We start from the raw sequence: 19,526 nt of genomic DNA on the forward strand, positions 1-19,526 counted from the left end.
AGGCGATTAGAGAAAAAGGATGCGATTACTAGTGAAATTAATTATTGGTTTAGGAAATCCGGGAAAACCATATGAACATACACGCCATAATATAGGTTTTGATGTGATTGATGAATTAGCCGATCGATGGAATGCACCATTAAACCAAACTAAATTTAATGGTATGTATGCAACAGTTCATCGTCCTGAAGGAAAAGTCATTTTATTGAAGCCATTAACATATATGAATTTATCAGGAGAATGTGTTAGACCTCTAATGGATTATTTTGATATAGAAATTGAAGATATTATTGTTATTTATGATGATTTAGATCTGGAAACGGGTAAGTTAAGATTACGCGGCAAAGGAAGTGCCGGTGGACATAACGGAATTAAGTCATTAATTCAGCACTTGGGAACACAGGAATTTAACCGAATCCGTGTCGGAGTAAGCCGTCCGCCAGCAGGTATGAAAGTTGCGGACTACGTATTGGCCAAATTTTCAAAAGAGGATCAGCCAATTGTAAAAGAAGCTGTCGAAAAGAGCTGTGATGCTGTGGAAACAGCTTTAACAAAGCCGTTCTTAGAAGTTATGAATAAATTTAACGGCGCATAATTTAATCAAAAAATGGTTAGACTTTAATATACATAAGTGTTTAAAGGAGGCCATGGGAGATGCCTGTACGCTACCGCTGTAGACATTGTGAGGTAGAGATTGGTACTTTGCCTTTCGATGCAGAAGAAACGGTTCAAAAGCTTCATCTGTTTGAAATAGGTGAAATCGATGAATTCATCAAAAAAAATGAACGGGGAGAAACGACCGTTTACAGCATTTGTGAGCATTGTGAAGAATCATTGCGTCAGTTTCCCGATTACTATGCGTTAAAAAGATGGTTACAGTAGAGGAGTTGCTTTGGTCGCATAAACTGCGCCAAGGCTTTTTCCATTTACGTTTTCAATTATCGAAAAAGAGAAGGGGGACTAGACGTGGATACGATACATCAAATATTTAAAAAAGATAAACAGATTGATAATATGATAGACCATATTCAAAAGGGTCAAGCAAACGATCACCTTATTACCGGACTAACGGGAAGCGCAAGACCTGCATTGATCCATACAATCTATCAAGAGACAAATAAATCGATTTATATCGTGTCCTCAAATCTATTGCAGGCACAAAAGTTAGTAGATGATTTGACTGCATTAGTTGGTGAAGGGCATGTTCATTATTATCCTGCCGAGGAGTTTATCGCTGCAAATATGACGACGTCTTCCCATGAGCTGCGTGCACAGCGTATCGCTACAATAGGCCGTTTAGTCAATCAGGAGCGCGGAATCTATATTATTCCGGCTGCAGGTATGCGCAGCATTCTAAGCTCACCCGAAAAGTGGCTTGGTTACGAACTTAACACCTCCATTGGTCAGGATGTCGACATCACTATTTGGTTGGATAAGCTTGTTGAAATGGGCTATACGAGAAGTGAAATGGTTACAACGCCAGGTGAGTTTGCGATGCGCGGCGGAATTTTGGATATTTATCCACCATACGCACAAGACCCGATCCGTATCGAGTTGTTTGATACGGAAGTGGATTCAATTCGTACTTTTTCTGCCGACAATCAGCGCTCAATTGAAAAATTAAATAAAATTAAAATTTTCCCTGCCGCAGAACTTCTTTTAACGAAAGAAGAGCGTATAAAACTTGCAGAACGTCTGGAAGAATCATTGGCTGCTAGTTTAAAAAAGGTGCGTAAAAAGGAAACACAGGAATTGCTCATGCAAAATATTCAGCATGATATTGAGCTGCTGAGGCTTGGTCATCTGCCGGATCATATCGCAAAATATGGCTCGCTCTTATTTGAGAAGCAGTATTTTTTAGGCGATTACTTTAAAGAAGATGGTCTTGTTTTATTTGATGAACTCGGTCGTATTCAGGAAGTGATGGAAGCCTGGGAACGTGAAGAAAATGAATGGTTTATTTCATTGATTGAAGGCGGCAAAATGCTTCATGATGTAAAGCCATCCTATTCATTAAAAGAAGTACTTTCAATGCTGAAACAGCAGAAAATGTATTTCGCATTATTCACAAGAACATTTGCCGGCATCACACTTAAAAAGACGATCAACATTTCATGTAAACCGATGCAGCAATTCCACGGTCAAATTGCTTTGCTGCAAAATGAGATCGAACGTTGGTCAAACGACAAGTTCATTGTATTATTTACAGCGAGTTCGGAAAGCCGGATAAAGGCGATGCAGAATTTACTGAATGACTACCATATCGCGTCAACAATCGGTTATGCCGATGCACCGGGTATTTATTTAGTCAATACGCCATTGTCGTCAGGTTTTGAGCTGCCATTACAGAAAATAGCGGTTGTTACGGATGATGAGCTCTTTAAACAGCAGGCAAAGAAAAAATCACGCCCGCAGCAAATGACAAATGCTGAGCGGATCAAGTCATATACTGAAATTAAATCAGGCGACTATGTTGTACACGTACATCATGGGATCGGAAAATATATTGGTATTGAAACACTTGTTGTGAATGGTACACATCAAGATTATTTGCATGTACGATACCGTGAAGATGACAAGTTATATGTACCTGTCGATCAAATCGAACTGATTCAGCGTTATGTACCATCCGGTGAAAAAGAACCGAAACTTCATAAACTCGGCGGCACGGAATGGAAGAAAACACATAAGAAAGTTTCGAATGCAGTACAGGATATTGCAGATGATTTAATCAAACTTTATGCAAAACGGGAAGCAGAAAAAGGTTATGCCTTTTCTCCGGATTCGGATGAACAACGAAGTTTCGAGGCGGCTTTCCCGTATGAGGAAACAGAAGATCAATTACGTACTATTGCTGAAGTGAAAAAGGATATGGAACGGGAACGTCCAATGGATCGCCTCGTTTGCGGTGATGTAGGATACGGAAAGACGGAAGTTGCTATTCGTGCTGCATTTAAAGCTATTTTAGATGGCAAACAAGTGGCTTTTTTAGTGCCGACTACGATTTTGGCACAACAGCACTATGAAACGATCTCAAAGCGTTTTGAGGACTATGCAATCAATGTAGGACTGCTTAGCCGGTTCCGCTCGAAAAAGCAGCAAACAGATACGTTAAAAGGCTTAAAAGAAGGTACAGTGGATATGGTGATTGGTACACACCGTATTTTATCGAAGGATGTAGTATATCAGGATTTAGGACTGCTTATCGTCGATGAGGAGCAGCGTTTCGGTGTTACACATAAAGAGAAGATCAAGCAGCTTCGAACGAATGTCGATGTACTGACATTAACAGCAACGCCAATTCCGCGTACACTGCATATGTCGATGGTAGGGGTGCGTGACTTGTCTGTTATCGAAACACCGCCACAAAACCGTTTCCCTGTACAAACATATGTAATGGAGCATAACGGAGCCCTTGTACGTGAAGCAATTGAACGTGAAATGGCGCGTGGCGGACAAGTGTTCTATTTATATAATCGTGTAGAGGATATTACAAGAAGAGTAGAAGAAATTCAGATGCTTGTTCCGGATGCACGAGTTGCCTTTGCGCACGGGAAAATGACGGAGGCGAAGCTTGAATCGGTTATTTTATCGTTTATCGAAGGTGAGTATGATGTACTTGTCACGACAACGATTATTGAAACAGGTGTAGATATTCCAAATGTAAATACTTTAATTGTCCATGATGCGGATCGTATGGGACTTTCCCAGCTGTATCAGCTACGAGGACGTGTAGGGCGTTCAAATCGTATTGCCTATGCATATTTTATGTATGAACGTGATAAAGTTCTTACTGAAGTGGCGGAGCAGCGTCTGCAGGCAGTAAAAGAATTTACGGAATTAGGGTCAGGTTTCAAAATTGCAATGCGTGACTTATCGATTCGTGGTGCAGGGAATTTACTTGGTGCTCAGCAGCATGGCTTTATCGATTCAATCGGTTTTGATCTGTACTCGCAAATGCTGGAAGAAGCTGTTGAAGAGCGTCGCACTGGTGTGAAGAGAGAAGAGAAGCAGGATGTCGAGATTATGCTTCATGTTGATGCGTACATTCCTGATGCGTACATTCCGGATGGCTACCAAAAAATCCAAATGTATAAGCGGATTAAAGCGATGGAACGCATAGAGGATTATCTGGAAATTATCGATGAACTGCAAGATCGCTTTGGAGATTTACCGGTTGAAACAGAGCGCCTGATGCGTGTGGCCCGTATGAAAGTTTGGGCAAAAGAAGCGAATGTGCTTTCAATAAAAGAAAAGCAGCAAATTGTATCTATTATTCTATCAGAAGAAGGAACGGCCAATACAAACGGTGCGCAAATCGTTGAGCAATCAATGGAGTTTGGTCGTGCGGTCGGCTTTGGGATGGAAGGAACACAGTTAGTCATTACAGTAGATTACAATAAATGCGGCAATCACCTGCCATTTGAAGTAGTAGAAAAAATGATGCAAATTATCGCAGCTGCCAAAAAAGAATCATAAAAAAAGAGAGGGAATCTTAAAAGTATTGGACTTTTAAGATTTCCTCTCTTTTATTTTGGATACAATAAATGAATTACAGGAAAGATTGTTGCACACTATAATGTACTCCGTTCGAATAATTTAAGCGTTGGAGCAGTTCTTCGCGATTATGATGCTCTTCACGCTTTTCTAAAAACTGTTTTTCTCTTGTAGTGGAGGCAAATACTAAATCGCGCTGACCATTTGACTTTTCAAGGTAACGCTTAAAAATGCCATTTTCAAATTTTGAAATAGCTGTTGCACGTTCTTTCGATAAATCAGGGTAATAAGCTAAATGAGTTCCTGCATAATATTGCTGCTGACGATATGCATCAGGTGTTGATGTGATAGGATCAACTCTTACCATTATTGCACCTCCAAAAAAAACCTGTTTATTTTGTTAATAGCCTTTTTTACAAAAATAAAACATAATATGAACGAAAACGTTATAATTTCCTATATCCGTTTACAGAAAATTAGGTAAATCATCATGTTTGTTCCTGCATAGAGAAAAATTATTTTATCCGTCTCGAACAATGCATAGTTTCATGTATTTCTTTCCATACTAGGAGCATCATGCTGTGAATTGATGGAAAGTGAGGGAACATGAACGATGAAAGCAACAGGAATAGTTCGCCGCATCGATGATTTAGGTCGTGTTGTTATCCCAAAAGAAATTAGAAGAACGCTTCGCATCCGGGAAGGGGATCCCCTTGAAATTTATACGGACCGCGAAGGAGAAGTGATTTTAAAAAAATACTCGCCGATTAATGATTTAGGAGAATTCGCACAACAATATGCGGAATCATTATTTGAAACATTAGGTACCCCGACATTAATAAGTGACCGAGATGAAGTAATTGCTGTTGCAGGCGTTTCGAAAAAAGATTATGTTGCGAGACGTTTAACTGTGTTTGCAGAAGATATTATTAAAAACAGGTCACCTGTAAGTGAAAAGCTGGAGATGTCGATTGAACTTGTAGCAGGACAGTATGAACAAGTGAAATCGTATTGCATCGTACCGATAGTTTCGAATGGAGATCCGATTGGTGCTATTTATTTAATATCACGGGCCCATTTCATCGGTGAAGTAGAGCAAAAAACTGCTGAAACAGCAGCTCATTTTTTAGCAAAACAAATGGAAAACTAAAATCACTTCAAAACGTCCATAGTAATGGGCGTTTTTTTAATTCCTCGAGTAAAATTAGCAAATGGTTTTCATGATATAATTAGTACATTGTATGAAATAGAGGAAGGAAATAGAATGACTTCGCAAAGCTATGGTATGAAAAATTATATGAAGGGCGCTCTTCTTCTGACTGTAGCGGCCCTTTTAGTAAAAATATTAAGTGCCATCTACCGGGTTCCTTATCAAAACTTAGTAGGTGATCAAGGATTTTATGTGTATCAGCAAGTGTATCCTTTTATCTCGTTTTTTGTCGTATGGACATCAAGCGGGTTTGCTGTTGCTATTTCCAAAATGCTCGCAGATATTGAAGGACGTGGCGGTACATATGAGGAGAAACGGTCTGTATCACGCATTATTTTTTACTATTTAACAGCATTGGCCCTTATCTTTTTCTGTCTTTTATTTTTTGGTGCACAGCCTTTAGCAAATTTGATGGAAGATCCTCAGCTGGCGGGGTTATTGCAAGTTGGCTCATTTATTACGTTATGTATGCCGCTTCTTGCAGTTTTAAAGGGTAACTTCCAATCGGAAAGTAAGATGCAGCCGGTTGCCTATGCCCAAGTGTTCGAACAAATGATCCGGGTATCGATAATATTAGTCGGAACGATTGTTTTGCTGCAATATACGCAATCTGTTTATGCTGCAGGGAAAATGGCGATGCTCGGTACAGTTGTCGGAGAAATAGCGGGTATTATCCTGTTGCTCTACTTTTTGAAAAGACAGTATGTACCTTCCGGAAAAATAGTCCGAGTAAAAGTTTGGCCAATTTTAAAAGAGGTCACATTATACAGTATCGCAATCAGCATGAGTGCGCTGTTATTGTTGTGCTTTCAACTTGTAGATTCCTTTACGATATATAAAATGCTTGTCCACGCGGGAATGCCTGTCCTTGAAGCGATGGAAGTGAAAGGAATTTATGACCGTGGTCAACCGCTTGTCCAGCTTGGAATCGTTATTGCAACTTCTTTATCGCTGGCCATTGTGCCGCTCGTTGCATTAAAGGCAAATCAGCCTAATGGTCGTGGCGCCAAGCCGTTTATTCAATTGACTTTCCGGAGCTCCCTTATATTTGGAGTTGCTGCGGCACTTGGATTAATACTTGTTATGCCATATGTAAATCAAATGCTGTTCAAGACGGATGCCTATTCCAATGTATTGAAGCTCTATTCGTTTCAAATTATTCCGTTATCGATTATTTTAACCTTTACAGCAATTTTACAAGGCTATAGTAAATTAAAAGGGCCTGCCATTTTTTTAGGGCTTGGAATCGTATTAAAATTTTTAGGGAACATTATTTTAATCCCGCATTATGATGTGCTGGGCGCGGCAATAGCAAGTAATATCGGACTGATTTTTACAGCTGCCGCACTTATCATTTATTTAAAAAAACTGACGGCGATCCGCCTGGCGAATCGTACGTTTTATAAAAAACTGGCCATTGCCTGTCTCGTCATGACCGTTGTCGTACAAGGTGCTGTTTACAGCTTAAATAGCTTGTTTACCGGCCTGTTCAGTCGATTTGATGCACTTATTTACAGTGGTGTGCTCGTCGTGCTCGGCGCAGGCGCCTTCATTACTGCAGTCGCAAAAATGCGTGTCTTAACAGAAAAGGATTGGTTCTTAATCCCGCTCGGCAGGAGAATGGCTGCCTATCAATTAATGTTAAATCGAAAGAAGTAGGTGTATAACTTGAATCAATTAACTGTTATCGGCTTAGGAGCAGCCGATTTTGAACAAATGCAAATGGGTGTTTACAAAAAAATTAAAGCAGCCAAAAAAATATACGTACGAACAGAGGACCATCCTGTCATACAGGACTTAAAACTGGAAGGAATCGAGTTTACGAGCTTTGATGATGTGTATATTAAGCATGGCTCGTTCGGTCCCGTTTATGAAGAAATTGCAAAGCGACTTATTGAAGCTGTAGCACAAGAGGACATTATGTATGCTGTTCCAGGTCATCCGCTCGTAGCAGAGCAGACCGTCCAGCACTTAATTGAAGCGGACCAAAGCGGACAGATCAGCCTTGTAATTGAGGGCGGACAAAGCTTTTTGGACCCGATATTCGGGGCTTTAAAGATTGATCCGATAGAAGGGTTTCAGCTATTGGACGGGACAAGCATGTCTATCCATGATATGAACATGCGTCAGCACATTTTGATTGCTCAGGTGTACGATTCGTTCAGTGCATCAGAAGTAAAGCTTACATTGATGGAGAAGTACCGCGATGACTACCCGGTAACGATTGTTACGGCAGCGGGATCTTCACAGGAATCATTGCGTACGGTCCCGCTTTATGAGCTTGATCAGGCAGCAGAAATCAATAATTTGACGACAGTATATGTGCCTCCTGTTCAATCTGATGAGGAAGCATTAAGGGACTGGACAACATTCCGACAAATTATTGCTAAATTGCGCGGCCCAGACGGCTGTCCTTGGGATCAGAAACAGACGCATGAATCATTGAAGAAATACTTACTGGAAGAAGCGCATGAATTTTTAGCAGCGGTCGATGCCGAAGATGACTTTGCTATGGTGGAAGAGCTTGGCGATGTCCTTTTACAAGTGTTTCTACATGCACAAATCGGGGAAGATAACGGTTATTTCACATTGGAAGAAGTCCTTGCATCGATTAGCGAAAAAATGATTCGACGTCACCCGCATGTGTTTGGGGATGTGACGGCAGAGGATGCGGAAACTGTAACAGCCAATTGGGAAGCAATTAAAAAGCAGGAAAAAGGGCATGCAGATGACGAACCTTTATTAAAGAACGAATATAGTCCGTACTCATCGCTTCAAACATCATACAACTACCAGAAAAAAGCGGCGTCAGTCGGTTTTGATTGGCCGAATGCTGATGATGCATGGGAGAAGTTTACGGAAGAATGGCAAGAATTCCGCGAAGAAATAACGCAAGGTAACGAAATAAGCCGTACCGATGAATTCGGAGATGTATTATTCACACTTGTGAACATCGCACGCTTTTATAAAATTTCACCTGAAGAAGCGATGCTGCATGCCAATGAAAAATTTGCCCGCCGTTTTCATTTCGTCGAGCAAAGTGTAGCAAAGAGCGGCAAGTCGTTCGAAGATTTTACATTAGAACAGCTGGATGCTTTTTGGAATGAAGCAAAACAACTGGAAAAAGGGGAGTAATGGAATGCGCTTAGATAAATTTTTAAAAGTTTCACGTTTAATTAAACGCCGTACATTAGCGAAAGAAGTAGCGGTACAAGGCCGTATTACAATTAATGATAAAGTGGCAAAAGCAAGCAGTACTGTAAAAGTAGGCGATGAGCTGGCAATTCGTTTCGGTCAAAAAATCGTTACAGCACGTGTCGAAGAAATTCGTGAAAATGTAAAAAAAGAAGATGCATTAAAAATGTTTACGATAATAAAAGAAGAGCGTTTAGAGAAAGTTGAACCTGAATTTATAGATGATGAAGAATAAGAATAGGGCATGACCAACTTTTTAAGTCATGCTTCTTTCCGTTGTTGCATATAGTGTACAACTATAAGCTCAAAGGGGGACTTGCATTGACTATTCATCAAGAAAGCGCGCGCTATACCATTTCGTCTGGGGATCACTTAGTAACGGTACGTAATCGTAAACGGATGGACATGACATCTGTTAAAAGTATCGAGCGATTTGATCAGGAAGAATTTTATGTGAATACATCACAGGGTCATTTATTGATTCGTGGAGAGGAACTGCGTATTGTTCATTTAGACGTGGACAAGGGATTACTAACGTTAGAAGGGGAAGTGAAGCAATTCCAATACGATGAAAGCGAGAGTGGCTTATCGAAAAGTTTCCTTCATAAATTGTTTGGATGATGATGAGTGCGCAGCTTATAAGCATTCTTGTCATGTTTATAAGCGGAGTTGCTGTAGGTGCAATTATCGATTGTATCCGAATTAATGTAAATCGTATCCCTCTAAAAAATATTCGACGTATTACATGGATTTTAGAATGGATAGTCTGGTTAATATTAGGGGTTACTACGTTTTATTTATTATTTTTAGTAAAAGGAGGGCAATGGCGGGTAGTTGATCCACTTGCCCAAATCGCCGGAATTGCAACATATGAATTGCTGTTCCAAAAAATTATCCGCTTTGTTGGAAGAGTGTGTATAAATTTATTTGTGAAGCCGGTTTTTTTTATTGGACATGTTGTAATAAAGCTTGTTAAAAATATTATAAAATTGATAATAGGGATTATATTATTTATTTGCCGTCCCTTTATTAAGTTTTTCAAGAAATATTTGTTAAAAAACTTTAAAACACAGCAATGAACTCGTATAATGATAACAACTATTGATTGTGAGGGAGGAGACGGAAATGGGAAGAAAAAATGTGCAAGAAGAGCTACATAACCATAATGTCCAGTCGTTGAATAATGACTATGTCCGCTCAAATCCGCAAGCAAAAGCTCAAATTAAAGCAAAAATTGCTGTACGTCGTCGCAGAAGATTAGCAGTATTTTTCATTTTAGCCACTGTAGTAATTGCAGCATTAATAAAAGCAAACATGGTCCAGAGTGAACGCCTCGCCGCAAAGGAAGAAACGAAAGCCGCGGTTGAAGAACGATTGGAAGAAGCGCTTCACAGACAAGAGCTATTAAATTTGCAGATTGCGAAGCTGGAAGATGATGAGTATATTGCGAAGCTTGCAAGAAAAGAATTTTTCCTTTCTGAAGAGGGCGAAATTATTTTCACAATACCGAATAAATCGGACAAAGAAAATAAAGACAAGCCTGAAGATGACAAAGAATAATGTATTATGCGTTATCCAAAGAAAAATGTGACTTTGAAATTTAATAAAAAACCAGTCAGCATGGTAATATTAAGCTAAAATTCCTGGTATTTATTGCCTTTAGGTAGAGTGTCTTGTTGACACTCTTTTTATGTTAGCTATAATTAGAGAAGAAGCTATTCAACAAAAGTTTCATTATAATTGATAAATGGCTTTTCAATCGAAGAGTCTCTTAAAATTTAAGGAGGAGCATTTTTTTTATGTCAATTGAAGTAGGCAGCAAAGTACAAGGTAAGGTAACAGGCATCACAAATTTCGGTGCATTCGTCGAGCTTCCAGATGGTAAAACAGGTTTAGTTCACATCAGTGAAGTGGCAGATAACTATGTAAAAGATATTAACGAGCATCTTAAAGTAGGCGATGAAGTCGAAGTTAAAGTGATGAATGTTGAAGCGGATGGAAAGATCGGTCTTTCAATTCGTAAAGCAAAGCCTCAAGCTGAGCGACCAGAGCGTCCACAGCGTCCTCGTCGCGAAAACAACCGTTCTAACGATCGTAATGATCGTCAACCAAAAGAGAACTTTGAACAGAAGATGGCGCGTTTCTTAAAAGATAGCGATGAGCGTTTAACTACATTAAAGCGTGCAACTGAGTCTAAGCGCGGTGGCCGTGGAGCTCGCAGAGGATAATTTTGCTGGCTGTTTGAACGTAGAAAAAGTGTCAAATAGATGATAAAGCGATGGATTGTAAGAGTAATTCTTACAATCCATCGCTTTTTCTTGTGAAATGGGGTTCATGATTAAATCATTCTTTTTCGGCATTATGATTGATGAGTACCCGAATAAGGGTAACAAAGCAAAAAATACCGCCAATTAATCCGATTGCAATCATAATTATTTGTAATGGGAGCGGCAAGTTTGTCAATAAGACGCCTCCAACAACTAGAAGCATGCTAATGCCGCAAAGAAAAGCTAAATATGTAAAGTTCTGCACCAAAGAAAACGCCTCCTCCTATACAATAAGTATAAAGGATTAGAAAGAAAGTGTGTCAGTAATTTACAAAGCAAGCAAAAGGGCAAAATAAAAGCCGCCTAGGAAGACAATGTTCCTAAACAGCTTTTGAGATGACCCGTACGGGATTCGAACCCGTGTTACCGCCGTGAAAGGGCGGTGTCTTAACCACTTGACCAACGGGCCTATAATGGTGGCGGCAGAGGGAGTCGAACCCACGACCTTTCGGGTATGAACCGAGTGCTCTAGCCAACTGAGCTACACCGCCAAAATTAACAACAAAACTAATAATACATTGCAGTCTATAGAGTGTCAACACTATTTTTTTAATATTTCCTCTACCAAACTACACTGAAAATTACTGCTTATTATTTTTTGCAATTACTAATAAAAAAAGTGAAAAAACGCGCATATTCCCGTAAAAAAACAGTCGAACAATTTTTTGGCGCCAATCCTACAAACAGACAAAATTCACTTTTTCAGCTTTATATAATAGCGTTAAAAAGAAAAGGTGATAGTAAAAATGGTGACATTAAATAATCAAAATGAGTTTCAAACACTAAACTTAAACTTATTCTTATATAAAGAAAAATCGAGAATAATAATAGCGAGTGTTATAGCGTTTGCAGCTTTTTGTTTTGCTCAGGCAGTCTTCTTTGAAGCTGTTACTCCGTTATTTTTACCTTTTTGGCTAGTTATTCGAACGAGATTTGTCTCATTTCAGAAGAGCGCTTTACTAGGGGGAATACTCGGAACCCTCTTTCTAGGCTTTGGACAAGCAGCCGTTGTTTTAGTGCAGCTTTTCTTCATGGAATGTCTCGTACGATTTAAGTTTATAAAAATTTCCCCGTATTTTTTGCTAGGGACTACCATTATCGCTGTTCAACTAGCGTGGCAAATGCTGCTTCATAGTGGTATGCCATCTGTCATGACATTATTTTATATCGTATATGAATGTTTATTTGCGGTTTCAATTCTATTCTTTATGCGTATTTTGACAATGCCAAGTAAAGAAAATGGAAACATTGAGTGGACAAGAGAAAAAATTACGGCAATTATTGTCGTTTTGGCCGGTATGCTGATCGGCATGGAAAACTTGACTCTTTTCTACTTTTCAATGGCGCTGATCGTCCTTCACTTCCTCATTTGCCTTGTAGCCTATTCCTCGACGGTTGGTGCTACAGTCATCTTTTCATTATCACTTGGCTTTTTTATCGGTTTAGCAAACTTATCATTCACAGGTATGATGATTTTATATGCCTGTACAGGACTGGTCGCTGCTTTTGTACAAAATCAGGGACGTTATATTGTTGCGATATTTAGTTTTTTGCCGAGTATTTTTTTCTTCTTTTATGATGCGACATTACCAATTGATAGTATTTATTTTATGTCGATGCTTACAGGGGCCATCATTTTCCTGCTGTTACCGAAAAATATACTTGAATACTGCAAAATGTACTATAAACAAACTACAGTCAGTGTCATTCAGGTGAACCGCAATGAAGTAGTGGAAGTGCAGCTTAAGCAATTTCAGCAATTTGTTTCCTTTATGAAAGAGCTTGTATTTGATCATTTCACACAAAATAAGGCGAAAAATAAGACAACTGCAGAACCGTTTCTCATTTGCTCCAGCTGTTTCAAATATGAAGAATGCTGGGGGAGAAAAGGGGAGATGGAAGGAATTATCGATTCGTGGCGCTTGGCGAAAAGAAGCACGAAACCGGTCAGCTGGATTCGGGTGGAAGAGCAGCTGAAAGGGAAATGCATCAAATCTTCTAAATTGCTGGAAGAACTAGAGTCAGCTTTACACAAAGAGCATATGGAAAGACAGTTCTATCATGGCAAAAAGATGATTGCCTTACAGCTTCGTGATTTAAGCAGCCACTTTGAAAAACTGTTAAACAGTCAGCGACTAGAAATCGGCACATCTGAAATTGATGGGGAGATGCAGCAATTTTTAAAAGAAAATGATATTCACTGTTTACATATTCAGTGGATAAAAAATGAAATAGGGAACCGGGAGTTCGTGTGTTATGTCGCAGATCATCGGGATGCACATGTCGTTATCCAGCAACTAGAACAGCAACTGTTTGAATATTTGCATGAACCATTAAAAGGTGAACAGATTTACGAGCAGCAATCGCCTATTTTTTATCGCCAAATTAAGTTTACTTCAGCAATTCGTTATCAGTTGGAGTATGATATATATACGTATTCCCATGCAAACCATGCAATTTCCGGTGATTCCTATCGTGTATTCCCGATCCATCCGGGGCTGATGGCGATTATGCTGTCCGATGGAATGGGGACGAATGTAAGAGCGAATCGTGAAAGTGAACGTTTAATTCAAATGATGCAGGATTGTCTTACTTACAATATGGATCCTGAAACAGCAATGCACACAATGCATTATGTGATGTCGCTGAAAAACGATTCGGACATGTATGCAACGATGGATTTCGCTCTTGTCGATTTACAGTTCGGCCACTTATGGTGTTGGAAAGCGGGAGGCATGACGACCTATGTGTTAAGAGGGAACGATTTATTCAAAATCGAAAGTACAAGTGCCCCGATTGGTTTTTTACCAAATTTTGCAGTTGATACGGAAATGATACAACTATTATCAGAGGATGTTATTTTAATGATTTCGGACGGGTTATTTTCACCATCTGCACAATGGGATGCACAGGAGCAATTATTTATCAGGCTGATTCGTCAAGGGCTGGAAAACGGTGCTTCCATCCAGGTTGTCCTATATGATGTCATGATGCAATTTAAACAAAGATACCCAATTGCTGATGATTGCACTGTGATGTTATTCCGTTTGCAGCATGTAATAAAACCGTGGCAAGTATTCAGACCAGCAATCACACATTGAAATGTAATATGAGGTGAGTAAATGCACACTTTGGAACATCAAGTATTAGCTTATATAAAAGAGCAAGAGCTTATAAAAAGCGGAGATAGACTACTAATTGCTTGTTCAGGAGGCGTTGATTCAATGGCGCTTCTTTCTTTTTTTTATCATTTCCGGCACTATTTTAAAATTGAACTCGCCGTGGCGCATGTAGACCATATGCTGCGCGGCGAACAATCTGCCGAAGACCGCCAATTTGTTGAGAAAGCATGCAGTGACTGGGCGATTCCATTCTATAGCTGTGCGATACCCATTGCAGAAATCCACAAAGCGGAAGGCGGAAACATTCAGGCAATTTGCCGGAAGGAACGCTATCATTTCTTTGAAACCGTCATGCATAAACATAAGTTTTCAAAACTCGTAACTGCACATCATGCGGACGATCAGTTGGAATCCATGTTAATGGCCTTGACGAAAGCGAGTTCACTAAACGGGTTGAAAGGAATTTTACCGTCACGTAAATTTCAACAATTTACATTAATCAGACCTTTTTTGATGGTTACAAAAGACGAAATTGGGGAATATTTACATAGTAAAGGCCATTTATACCGAGAAGATCCTAGCAATGCAAAGGATGACTATACCCGCAACCGTTACCGTCACAATGTCGTACCAGTTTTGAAGGAAGAAAACCCCCTTGTTTCACAACATGCAGTCCACATTTCACAGCAGCTTTTAGATGATGATTCGTATTTAATGGAGCTTGCAGAAGAGCGTTTTTCGAAACTTTTTCAGAAAGTCGACAAAAATTGTTATAAAGTGAAGGTTTCGGCATTACAAAAAGAGCCGCTTGCTTTACAAAGGAGGCTCATTTTAATACTATTAAGTTATCTTTATAACGATTCAAATACGATTCAAAGCTACGCACTTTGTACGACGATTCTGACGTTATTCTCAACGTCGGATGGAAGTCGTGCACTTGATTTACCGGAGAATTTTATTGCGCGTCAACAATACGATGAAGTTGTATTTGAGTACAAGCAGCAGGACTTGCTAACATCAGATCAACAAATCGCTTTGAATGAGTGGTGTGTGCTTGGAACGATGCGCATATATATTGGGGAACTTGCACAATGTGATGAGGACTTACTGCAAAAGTATCCGCATCACTTTTTCGCCGCATCATCAGTATCGTTTCCGTTATGCGTAAGGGCTCCCAAACAAGGGGATCGTATTTTGCTACAAGGTATGCAGCATCAGAAAAAAGTATCTCGAGTTTTTATTGATGACAAGATTCCTTTCAAAAAAAGAGCTAGCTGGCCATTGTTAGTCGATGCTGATGATGACCTTTTAGCGATAGTAGCTGTACGCGTTAACAATAAATTTTCTAATGTAAAGTCGGCAGTGCATGAAATGGTGCTTATTGTCGATAGCAATGAACGTCTTTAGAAAGTTTGAACAATAAAAGGAGGAATCTACTCATGATTCAAAATGACATCGAAAAAATTATGATTACAGAAGAACAAATCCAGGAACGCATTAAAGAGCTTGGTGCTCAACTGACAGAGGAATACAAAGACATGTTCCCATTAGCTGTCGGGGTGTTAAAAGGTGCAATGCCATTTATGACGGATCTGATGAAACGTTTCGATTCTTATATAGAGCTGGACTTTATGGATGTTACTTCATATGGGAATGCAACGGTATCATCTGGGGAAGTAAAAATTCTTAAAGACTTAAATACAAGTGTGGAAGGTCGCGATGTCATTATTATTGAAGACATTATCGACAGCGGTTTAACATTAAGCTATTTAGTAGATTTATTTAAATACCGTAAAGCAAAATCGATTAAAATCGTAACATTATTGGATAAGCCATCTGGCCGTAAAGTGGAATTAAATGCAGATGTTGTTGGCTTTGAAGTACCAGACGGTTTTGTTGTAGGCTATGGTTTAGATTACGCAGAAAAATATCGTAACTTACCTTACATTGGAATTTTAAAACGTGAAGTATACTCATTTTAATATTCTGGATTGTACAAACCTTCAATTTTGAGGCAAGCATCCAGACATAAGTAGTAAATGAGCGCATTTTGTCATAATTCGTTTCAACGTTTAAAATGTGCGGTGCTTTTTATTGTATGAAAATTTCAACGTATGTTAAGATTTTACTTATAGTTTTTCTGTAACGTTGTGAGGAGGCTGGGGATGAATCGAATATTTCGATACACCATATTTTATTTACTAATATTTCTCGTGATCATCGGGATTTTTGGAACATTTAATGGTGGAAAAAAGACAACTGAAAACCTTGATTACTATGCGTTTTTTGAGGCTTTAGAGAGCAATGAGATTGCTTCTATGGAAATACAGCCTGAAAGAGGCGTGTATAAAATTGTAGGTCAGATGAAAGGCGCTGAAGATGGCGAAACTTTCACAGTAAACGTTTTACAAAATGACCAAACTTCTGTAGACCGTATTTTGCAAATTGAAGAACAAGCTGCAAATGGCGAGTATCCAGGACTGGAAATTTTAGAACAACCACAAACAAGTGGATTCGTAACATTCCTTACGAGCATTATTCCATTTGTCATCATTATTATTTTATTCTTCTTCTTACTAAGCCAATCGCAAGGTGGCGGTAATAAGGTGATGAACTTCGGGAAATCAAAAGCAAAATTATTTGATGACACGAAGAAAAAAGTTCGTTTCAATGACGTGGCAGGTGCCGACGAAGAGAAACAAGAGCTTGTTGAAGTAGTAGATTTCTTAAAAGATCACCGTAAATTCACTGATATCGGTGCACGTATTCCAAAAGGGATTCTATTAGTAGGTCCTCCAGGTACAGGTAAAACATTACTTGCACGTGCTGTTGCCGGTGAAGCGGGCGTACCATTCTTCTCGATTTCAGGTTCTGACTTCGTAGAGATGTTCGTCGGTGTCGGTGCATCTCGTGTTCGTGACTTATTTGAAAATGCTAAGAAAAATGCCCCATGTATCATTTTCATCGATGAAATTGATGCAGTAGGTCGTCAACGTGGTGCAGGTCTTGGTGGTGGACACGATGAGCGTGAACAAACATTAAACCAATTACTAGTTGAAATGGATGGTTTCGGTGCAAACGAAGGTATTATTATCATCGCTGCAACAAACCGCCCGGATATTCTAGATAAAGCATTATTACGTCCTGGTCGTTTTGACCGTCAAATTACGGTTGGTCACCCAGATGTAAAAGGCCGTGAAGCAATCCTTAAAGTACATGCACGCAATAAGCCATTATCAGATACAGTTGATCTGGCTGCTGTTGCACAACGTACACCAGGCTTCTCAGGTGCGGATTTAGAAAACTTGTTAAACGAAGCAGCTCTTGTAGCAGCTCGTAAAAACAAAAAAATGATTAACATGGCAGATATTGATGAAGCTTCCGACCGCGTAATTGCCGGTCCTGCAAAAGCAAGCCGTGTGTACTCTCCAAAAGAGAAAAAGCTTGTTGCATTCCATGAAGCCGGTCACGTAGTTGTCGGTCTTGAATTGGATGAAGCTGATACTGTTCATAAAGTAACAATTGTCCCTCGTGGCCAAGCTGGTGGTTATGCCATCATGTTACCGAAAGAAGAGCGTTTCTTCACAACGAAGCAAGAGTTACTTGACCGTATCGCCGGATTACTTGGCGGACGTGTTGCGGAGGAAATTGTACTTGGCGAAGTATCAACAGGTGCACATAATGACTTCCAGAAAGTAACGAGTATTGCGCGTGCAATGGTAACAGAATACGGAATGAGCAATAGTCTTGGTGCTGTTCAATACGGTTCAAACCAAGGTGGTAATCCATTCCTTGGTCGTGACTTCGGTTCAGACCAAAACTATTCTGATACAGTAGCATACGAAATTGATAAAGAAGTTCAGCGTATCGTGGATGAGCAATATGCTCGTACGAAACGTATTTTAACCGAGCGTCGTGATTTACTAGATTTAATCGCTAACACGTTAATTGAAAAAGAAACGTTAAATGCACAGCAAATCGAACATTTACGCGATCACGGTATATTACCTCCTGAAGAGGTGGTAGTAGAATCAGAGCTTCCAAATGAAAAAAATGAAGCAACACCAACAATTGAAACTGCTGGTAATGTTTCAATCAATAACGAAGTTCAAGGTGAAAAGAAATCACCGACAGTTGAAGATTTACCGAAAGACGCGTCAGATGATCGCCCGCAAGGCATCGATGAAGACCGTTTAAAATAATACAACGAAACTGACTATTTCCTGGGAAAAGGAGATAGTCAGTTTTTTCTTCGTAATAAGTTGCGAAATGCATCTGCCCTCTCAGGAAATTAATGGATGTTGTTGAAAGGGAAGGATTGCCGGCTAAAAATACTGAATACTGTATAGTAGATGGCCAAATATGGTATGATTTTTTTCAGTACAGGAAAAGTAGGTGCCACTTGTGATTTTAGTAATGAATGCAGGTAACTCCAATATTATTTTAGGAATTTATCATCAGGATAAACTTATCCATCATTGGCGGACAGAAACAAACATACGAAAAACTGAAGATGAATATGCGATGCAGTTTAAGGCATTTTTTGCTCATGAAGGCATTTCATTTGAACAAGTAAAAGGGATTATTATATCCTCAGTTGTGCCACCTATCATGTTTGCACTTGAATTAATGTGTAAAAAATATTTCAATATCCAGCCTTTAATTGTAGGGCCCGGTGTAAAAACAGGCTTGAATATAAAGTATGAAAATCCGCGTGAAGTAGGGTCAGACCGTATCGTGAATGCGGTTGCTGCATTACAGCAATATAGTGGCAGACCGCTGATTATTATCGACTTTGGTACTGCAATCACGTATTGCTATATTAATGAGCGTGGTGATTATGCCGGGGGGGCCATTGCACCCGGCATTGCCATTTCAACAGAGGCGCTCTATACGCGTGCTGCCAAGCTGCCCCGCATAGAAATTGCCCATACATCGCAAGTTGTGGCAAAAAATACGGTAGCCGCTATGCAAGCAGGTGTTTTTTACGGTTTTTTAGGACAAGTAGAAGGCATCGTCAGTCGTATGAAGGCTCAAAGTAAAGAAGAGCCTCTCGTTATAGCAACTGGCGGGCTGGCAAAATTAATCGCAAATGAAACCCAGATGATTGATGTCGTCGATCCATTTTTGACACTCAAGGGGCTTGCGACGATTTATAAAAGAAATCAATAGAAA

General features: G+C 39.6%; 18 protein-coding genes and 2 tRNA genes. 16 read left to right on the forward strand and 4 right to left on the reverse strand.

Annotated elements, in window-relative coordinates; genetic code table 11:
- The first annotated feature begins 31 nt into the window (after positions 1 to 31).
- The 3 genes from pth to mfd all read left to right on the forward strand — a co-directional run bounded on the left by pth (position 32) and on the right by mfd (position 4,479).
- Positions 32 to 595, forward strand: a complete 564-nt coding sequence (pth, locus tag MKY27_RS00345; protein WP_339174663.1) for an aminoacyl-tRNA hydrolase — start codon at positions 32 to 34, stop codon at positions 593 to 595.
- A 59-nt stretch (positions 596 to 654) separates the two neighbouring features.
- On the forward strand, positions 655 to 882 hold the full coding sequence (locus MKY27_RS00350) for an anti-sigma-F factor Fin family protein (protein WP_008408283.1): 228 nt from the start codon (positions 655 to 657) through the stop codon (positions 880 to 882).
- Positions 883 to 966: 84 nt separating this feature from the next.
- Positions 967 to 4,479, forward strand: a complete 3,513-nt coding sequence (mfd, locus tag MKY27_RS00355; protein ID WP_339196800.1) for a transcription-repair coupling factor — start codon at positions 967 to 969, stop codon at positions 4,477 to 4,479.
- Between the two features lie 73 nt (positions 4,480 to 4,552).
- On the opposite strand, the gene MKY27_RS00360 is transcribed toward mfd, so the two are convergent.
- On the reverse strand, positions 4,553 to 4,864 hold the full coding sequence (locus MKY27_RS00360; RefSeq protein WP_339174665.1) for a hypothetical protein: 312 nt from the start codon (positions 4,862 to 4,864) through the stop codon (positions 4,553 to 4,555).
- A gap of 246 nt (positions 4,865 to 5,110) precedes the next feature.
- On the opposite strand from MKY27_RS00360, the gene spoVT reads away from it, so the two are divergent.
- From spoVT to MKY27_RS00400, 8 genes are all read left to right on the forward strand, one after another.
- Complete coding sequence (gene spoVT, locus MKY27_RS00365; RefSeq protein ID WP_339174666.1) at positions 5,111 to 5,647, forward strand: stage V sporulation protein T; 537 nt, start codon at positions 5,111 to 5,113, stop codon at positions 5,645 to 5,647.
- A gap of 114 nt (positions 5,648 to 5,761) precedes the next feature.
- Positions 5,762 to 7,366 carry a polysaccharide biosynthesis protein gene (locus MKY27_RS00370; RefSeq protein WP_339196803.1) on the forward strand — a complete coding sequence of 535 codons (1,605 nt, stop codon included), beginning with the start codon at positions 5,762 to 5,764 and terminating at the stop codon, positions 7,364 to 7,366.
- Positions 7,367 to 7,375: 9 nt separating this feature from the next.
- Positions 7,376 to 8,842 carry a nucleoside triphosphate pyrophosphohydrolase gene (gene mazG, locus MKY27_RS00375; RefSeq protein WP_339196805.1) on the forward strand — a complete coding sequence of 489 codons (1,467 nt, stop codon included), beginning with the start codon at positions 7,376 to 7,378 and terminating at the stop codon, positions 8,840 to 8,842.
- Positions 8,843 to 8,846: 4 nt separating this feature from the next.
- Positions 8,847 to 9,137, forward strand: coding sequence for an RNA-binding S4 domain-containing protein (locus MKY27_RS00380; protein WP_079523123.1), 291 nt, complete (start codon positions 8,847 to 8,849; stop codon positions 9,135 to 9,137).
- Positions 9,138 to 9,223: 86 nt separating this feature from the next.
- Entirely contained in the window at positions 9,224 to 9,523 is a 300-nt protein-coding gene (yabP, locus tag MKY27_RS00385; RefSeq protein ID WP_008408271.1) for a sporulation protein YabP, read from the forward strand.
- Complete coding sequence (yabQ, locus tag MKY27_RS00390; RefSeq protein ID WP_339196810.1) at positions 9,520 to 9,981, forward strand: spore cortex biosynthesis protein YabQ; 462 nt, start codon at positions 9,520 to 9,522, stop codon at positions 9,979 to 9,981. Before yabP ends, yabQ begins: the two co-directional genes overlap by 4 nt.
- A 46-nt stretch (positions 9,982 to 10,027) precedes the next feature.
- A complete protein-coding gene (locus tag MKY27_RS00395) occupies positions 10,028 to 10,462 on the forward strand; it encodes a septum formation initiator family protein (RefSeq protein ID WP_339196813.1) in 435 nt (144 codons plus the stop codon).
- 239 nt (positions 10,463 to 10,701) lie between these two features.
- Complete coding sequence (locus MKY27_RS00400) at positions 10,702 to 11,130, forward strand: S1 domain-containing RNA-binding protein (RefSeq protein ID WP_008408265.1); 429 nt, start codon at positions 10,702 to 10,704, stop codon at positions 11,128 to 11,130.
- A 115-nt stretch (positions 11,131 to 11,245) separates the two neighbouring features.
- Here the strand turns inward: MKY27_RS00400 and MKY27_RS00405 are convergent, their stop codons facing one another.
- The 3 genes from MKY27_RS00405 to MKY27_RS00415 all read right to left on the reverse strand — a co-directional run bounded on the left by MKY27_RS00405 (position 11,246) and on the right by MKY27_RS00415 (position 11,720).
- Positions 11,246 to 11,434: a sodium:potassium antiporter gene (locus tag MKY27_RS00405; RefSeq protein WP_339199569.1), complete on the reverse strand. Its 189-nt coding sequence runs from the start codon at positions 11,432 to 11,434 to the stop codon at positions 11,246 to 11,248.
- Positions 11,435 to 11,566: 132 nt separating this feature from the next.
- A tRNA-Glu gene (locus MKY27_RS00410) sits at positions 11,567 to 11,638 on the reverse strand.
- A gap of 5 nt (positions 11,639 to 11,643) precedes the next feature.
- Positions 11,644 to 11,720, reverse strand: a tRNA-Met gene (locus MKY27_RS00415).
- A gap of 255 nt (positions 11,721 to 11,975) precedes the next feature.
- Between MKY27_RS00415 and MKY27_RS00420 the strand changes: the two genes are divergently transcribed.
- The 5 genes from MKY27_RS00420 (at position 11,976) to MKY27_RS00440 (ending at position 19,523) form a co-directional block, all read left to right on the forward strand.
- Complete coding sequence (locus MKY27_RS00420) at positions 11,976 to 14,330, forward strand: SpoIIE family protein phosphatase (RefSeq protein WP_339196814.1); 2,355 nt, start codon at positions 11,976 to 11,978, stop codon at positions 14,328 to 14,330.
- Between the two features lie 21 nt (positions 14,331 to 14,351).
- Positions 14,352 to 15,758, forward strand: a complete 1,407-nt coding sequence (gene tilS / locus MKY27_RS00425; RefSeq protein WP_339196815.1) for a tRNA lysidine(34) synthetase TilS — start codon at positions 14,352 to 14,354, stop codon at positions 15,756 to 15,758.
- A gap of 32 nt (positions 15,759 to 15,790) precedes the next feature.
- The gene (gene hpt, locus MKY27_RS00430) at positions 15,791 to 16,333 is read left to right on the forward strand and encodes a hypoxanthine phosphoribosyltransferase (RefSeq protein WP_339174675.1); all 543 of its coding nucleotides are present in this window, start codon (positions 15,791 to 15,793) and stop codon (positions 16,331 to 16,333) included.
- 183 nt (positions 16,334 to 16,516) lie between these two features.
- A complete protein-coding gene (gene ftsH / locus MKY27_RS00435; protein WP_339196816.1) occupies positions 16,517 to 18,553 on the forward strand; it encodes an ATP-dependent zinc metalloprotease FtsH in 2,037 nt (678 codons plus the stop codon).
- Positions 18,554 to 18,755: 202 nt separating this feature from the next.
- Entirely contained in the window at positions 18,756 to 19,523 is a 768-nt protein-coding gene (locus tag MKY27_RS00440) for a type III pantothenate kinase (RefSeq protein WP_339174677.1), read from the forward strand.
- Positions 19,524 to 19,526: the final 3 nt, after the last annotated feature.

Source organism: Solibacillus sp. FSL R5-0449 (genome assembly GCF_037975215.1).
Lineage (GTDB): Bacteria > Bacillota > Bacilli > Bacillales_A > Planococcaceae > Solibacillus.

What these genes read in the sequence shown, in the direction of transcription:
- hpt (WP_339174675.1), top strand. Translation starts at nt 15,791, where the DNA reads ATGATTCAAAATGACATCGAAAAAATTATGATTACAGAAGAACAAATC.
- spoVT (WP_339174666.1), top strand. Translation starts at nt 5,111, where the DNA reads ATGAAAGCAACAGGAATAGTTCGCCGCATCGATGATTTAGGTCGTGTT.
- MKY27_RS00395 (WP_339196813.1), top strand. Translation starts at nt 10,028, where the DNA reads ATGGGAAGAAAAAATGTGCAAGAAGAGCTACATAACCATAATGTCCAG.
- MKY27_RS00420 (WP_339196814.1), top strand. Translation starts at nt 11,976, where the DNA reads ATGGTGACATTAAATAATCAAAATGAGTTTCAAACACTAAACTTAAAC.
- ftsH (WP_339196816.1), top strand. Translation starts at nt 16,517, where the DNA reads ATGAATCGAATATTTCGATACACCATATTTTATTTACTAATATTTCTC.
- MKY27_RS00370 (WP_339196803.1), top strand. Translation starts at nt 5,762, where the DNA reads ATGACTTCGCAAAGCTATGGTATGAAAAATTATATGAAGGGCGCTCTT.
- yabQ (WP_339196810.1), top strand. Translation starts at nt 9,520, where the DNA reads ATGATGATGAGTGCGCAGCTTATAAGCATTCTTGTCATGTTTATAAGC.
- MKY27_RS00380 (WP_079523123.1), top strand. Translation starts at nt 8,847, where the DNA reads ATGCGCTTAGATAAATTTTTAAAAGTTTCACGTTTAATTAAACGCCGT.
- MKY27_RS00350 (WP_008408283.1), top strand. Translation starts at nt 655, where the DNA reads ATGCCTGTACGCTACCGCTGTAGACATTGTGAGGTAGAGATTGGTACT.
- MKY27_RS00360 (WP_339174665.1), bottom strand. Translation starts at nt 4,864, where the DNA reads ATGGTAAGAGTTGATCCTATCACATCAACACCTGATGCATATCGTCAG.
- MKY27_RS00400 (WP_008408265.1), top strand. Translation starts at nt 10,702, where the DNA reads ATGTCAATTGAAGTAGGCAGCAAAGTACAAGGTAAGGTAACAGGCATC.
- tilS (WP_339196815.1), top strand. Translation starts at nt 14,352, where the DNA reads ATGCACACTTTGGAACATCAAGTATTAGCTTATATAAAAGAGCAAGAG.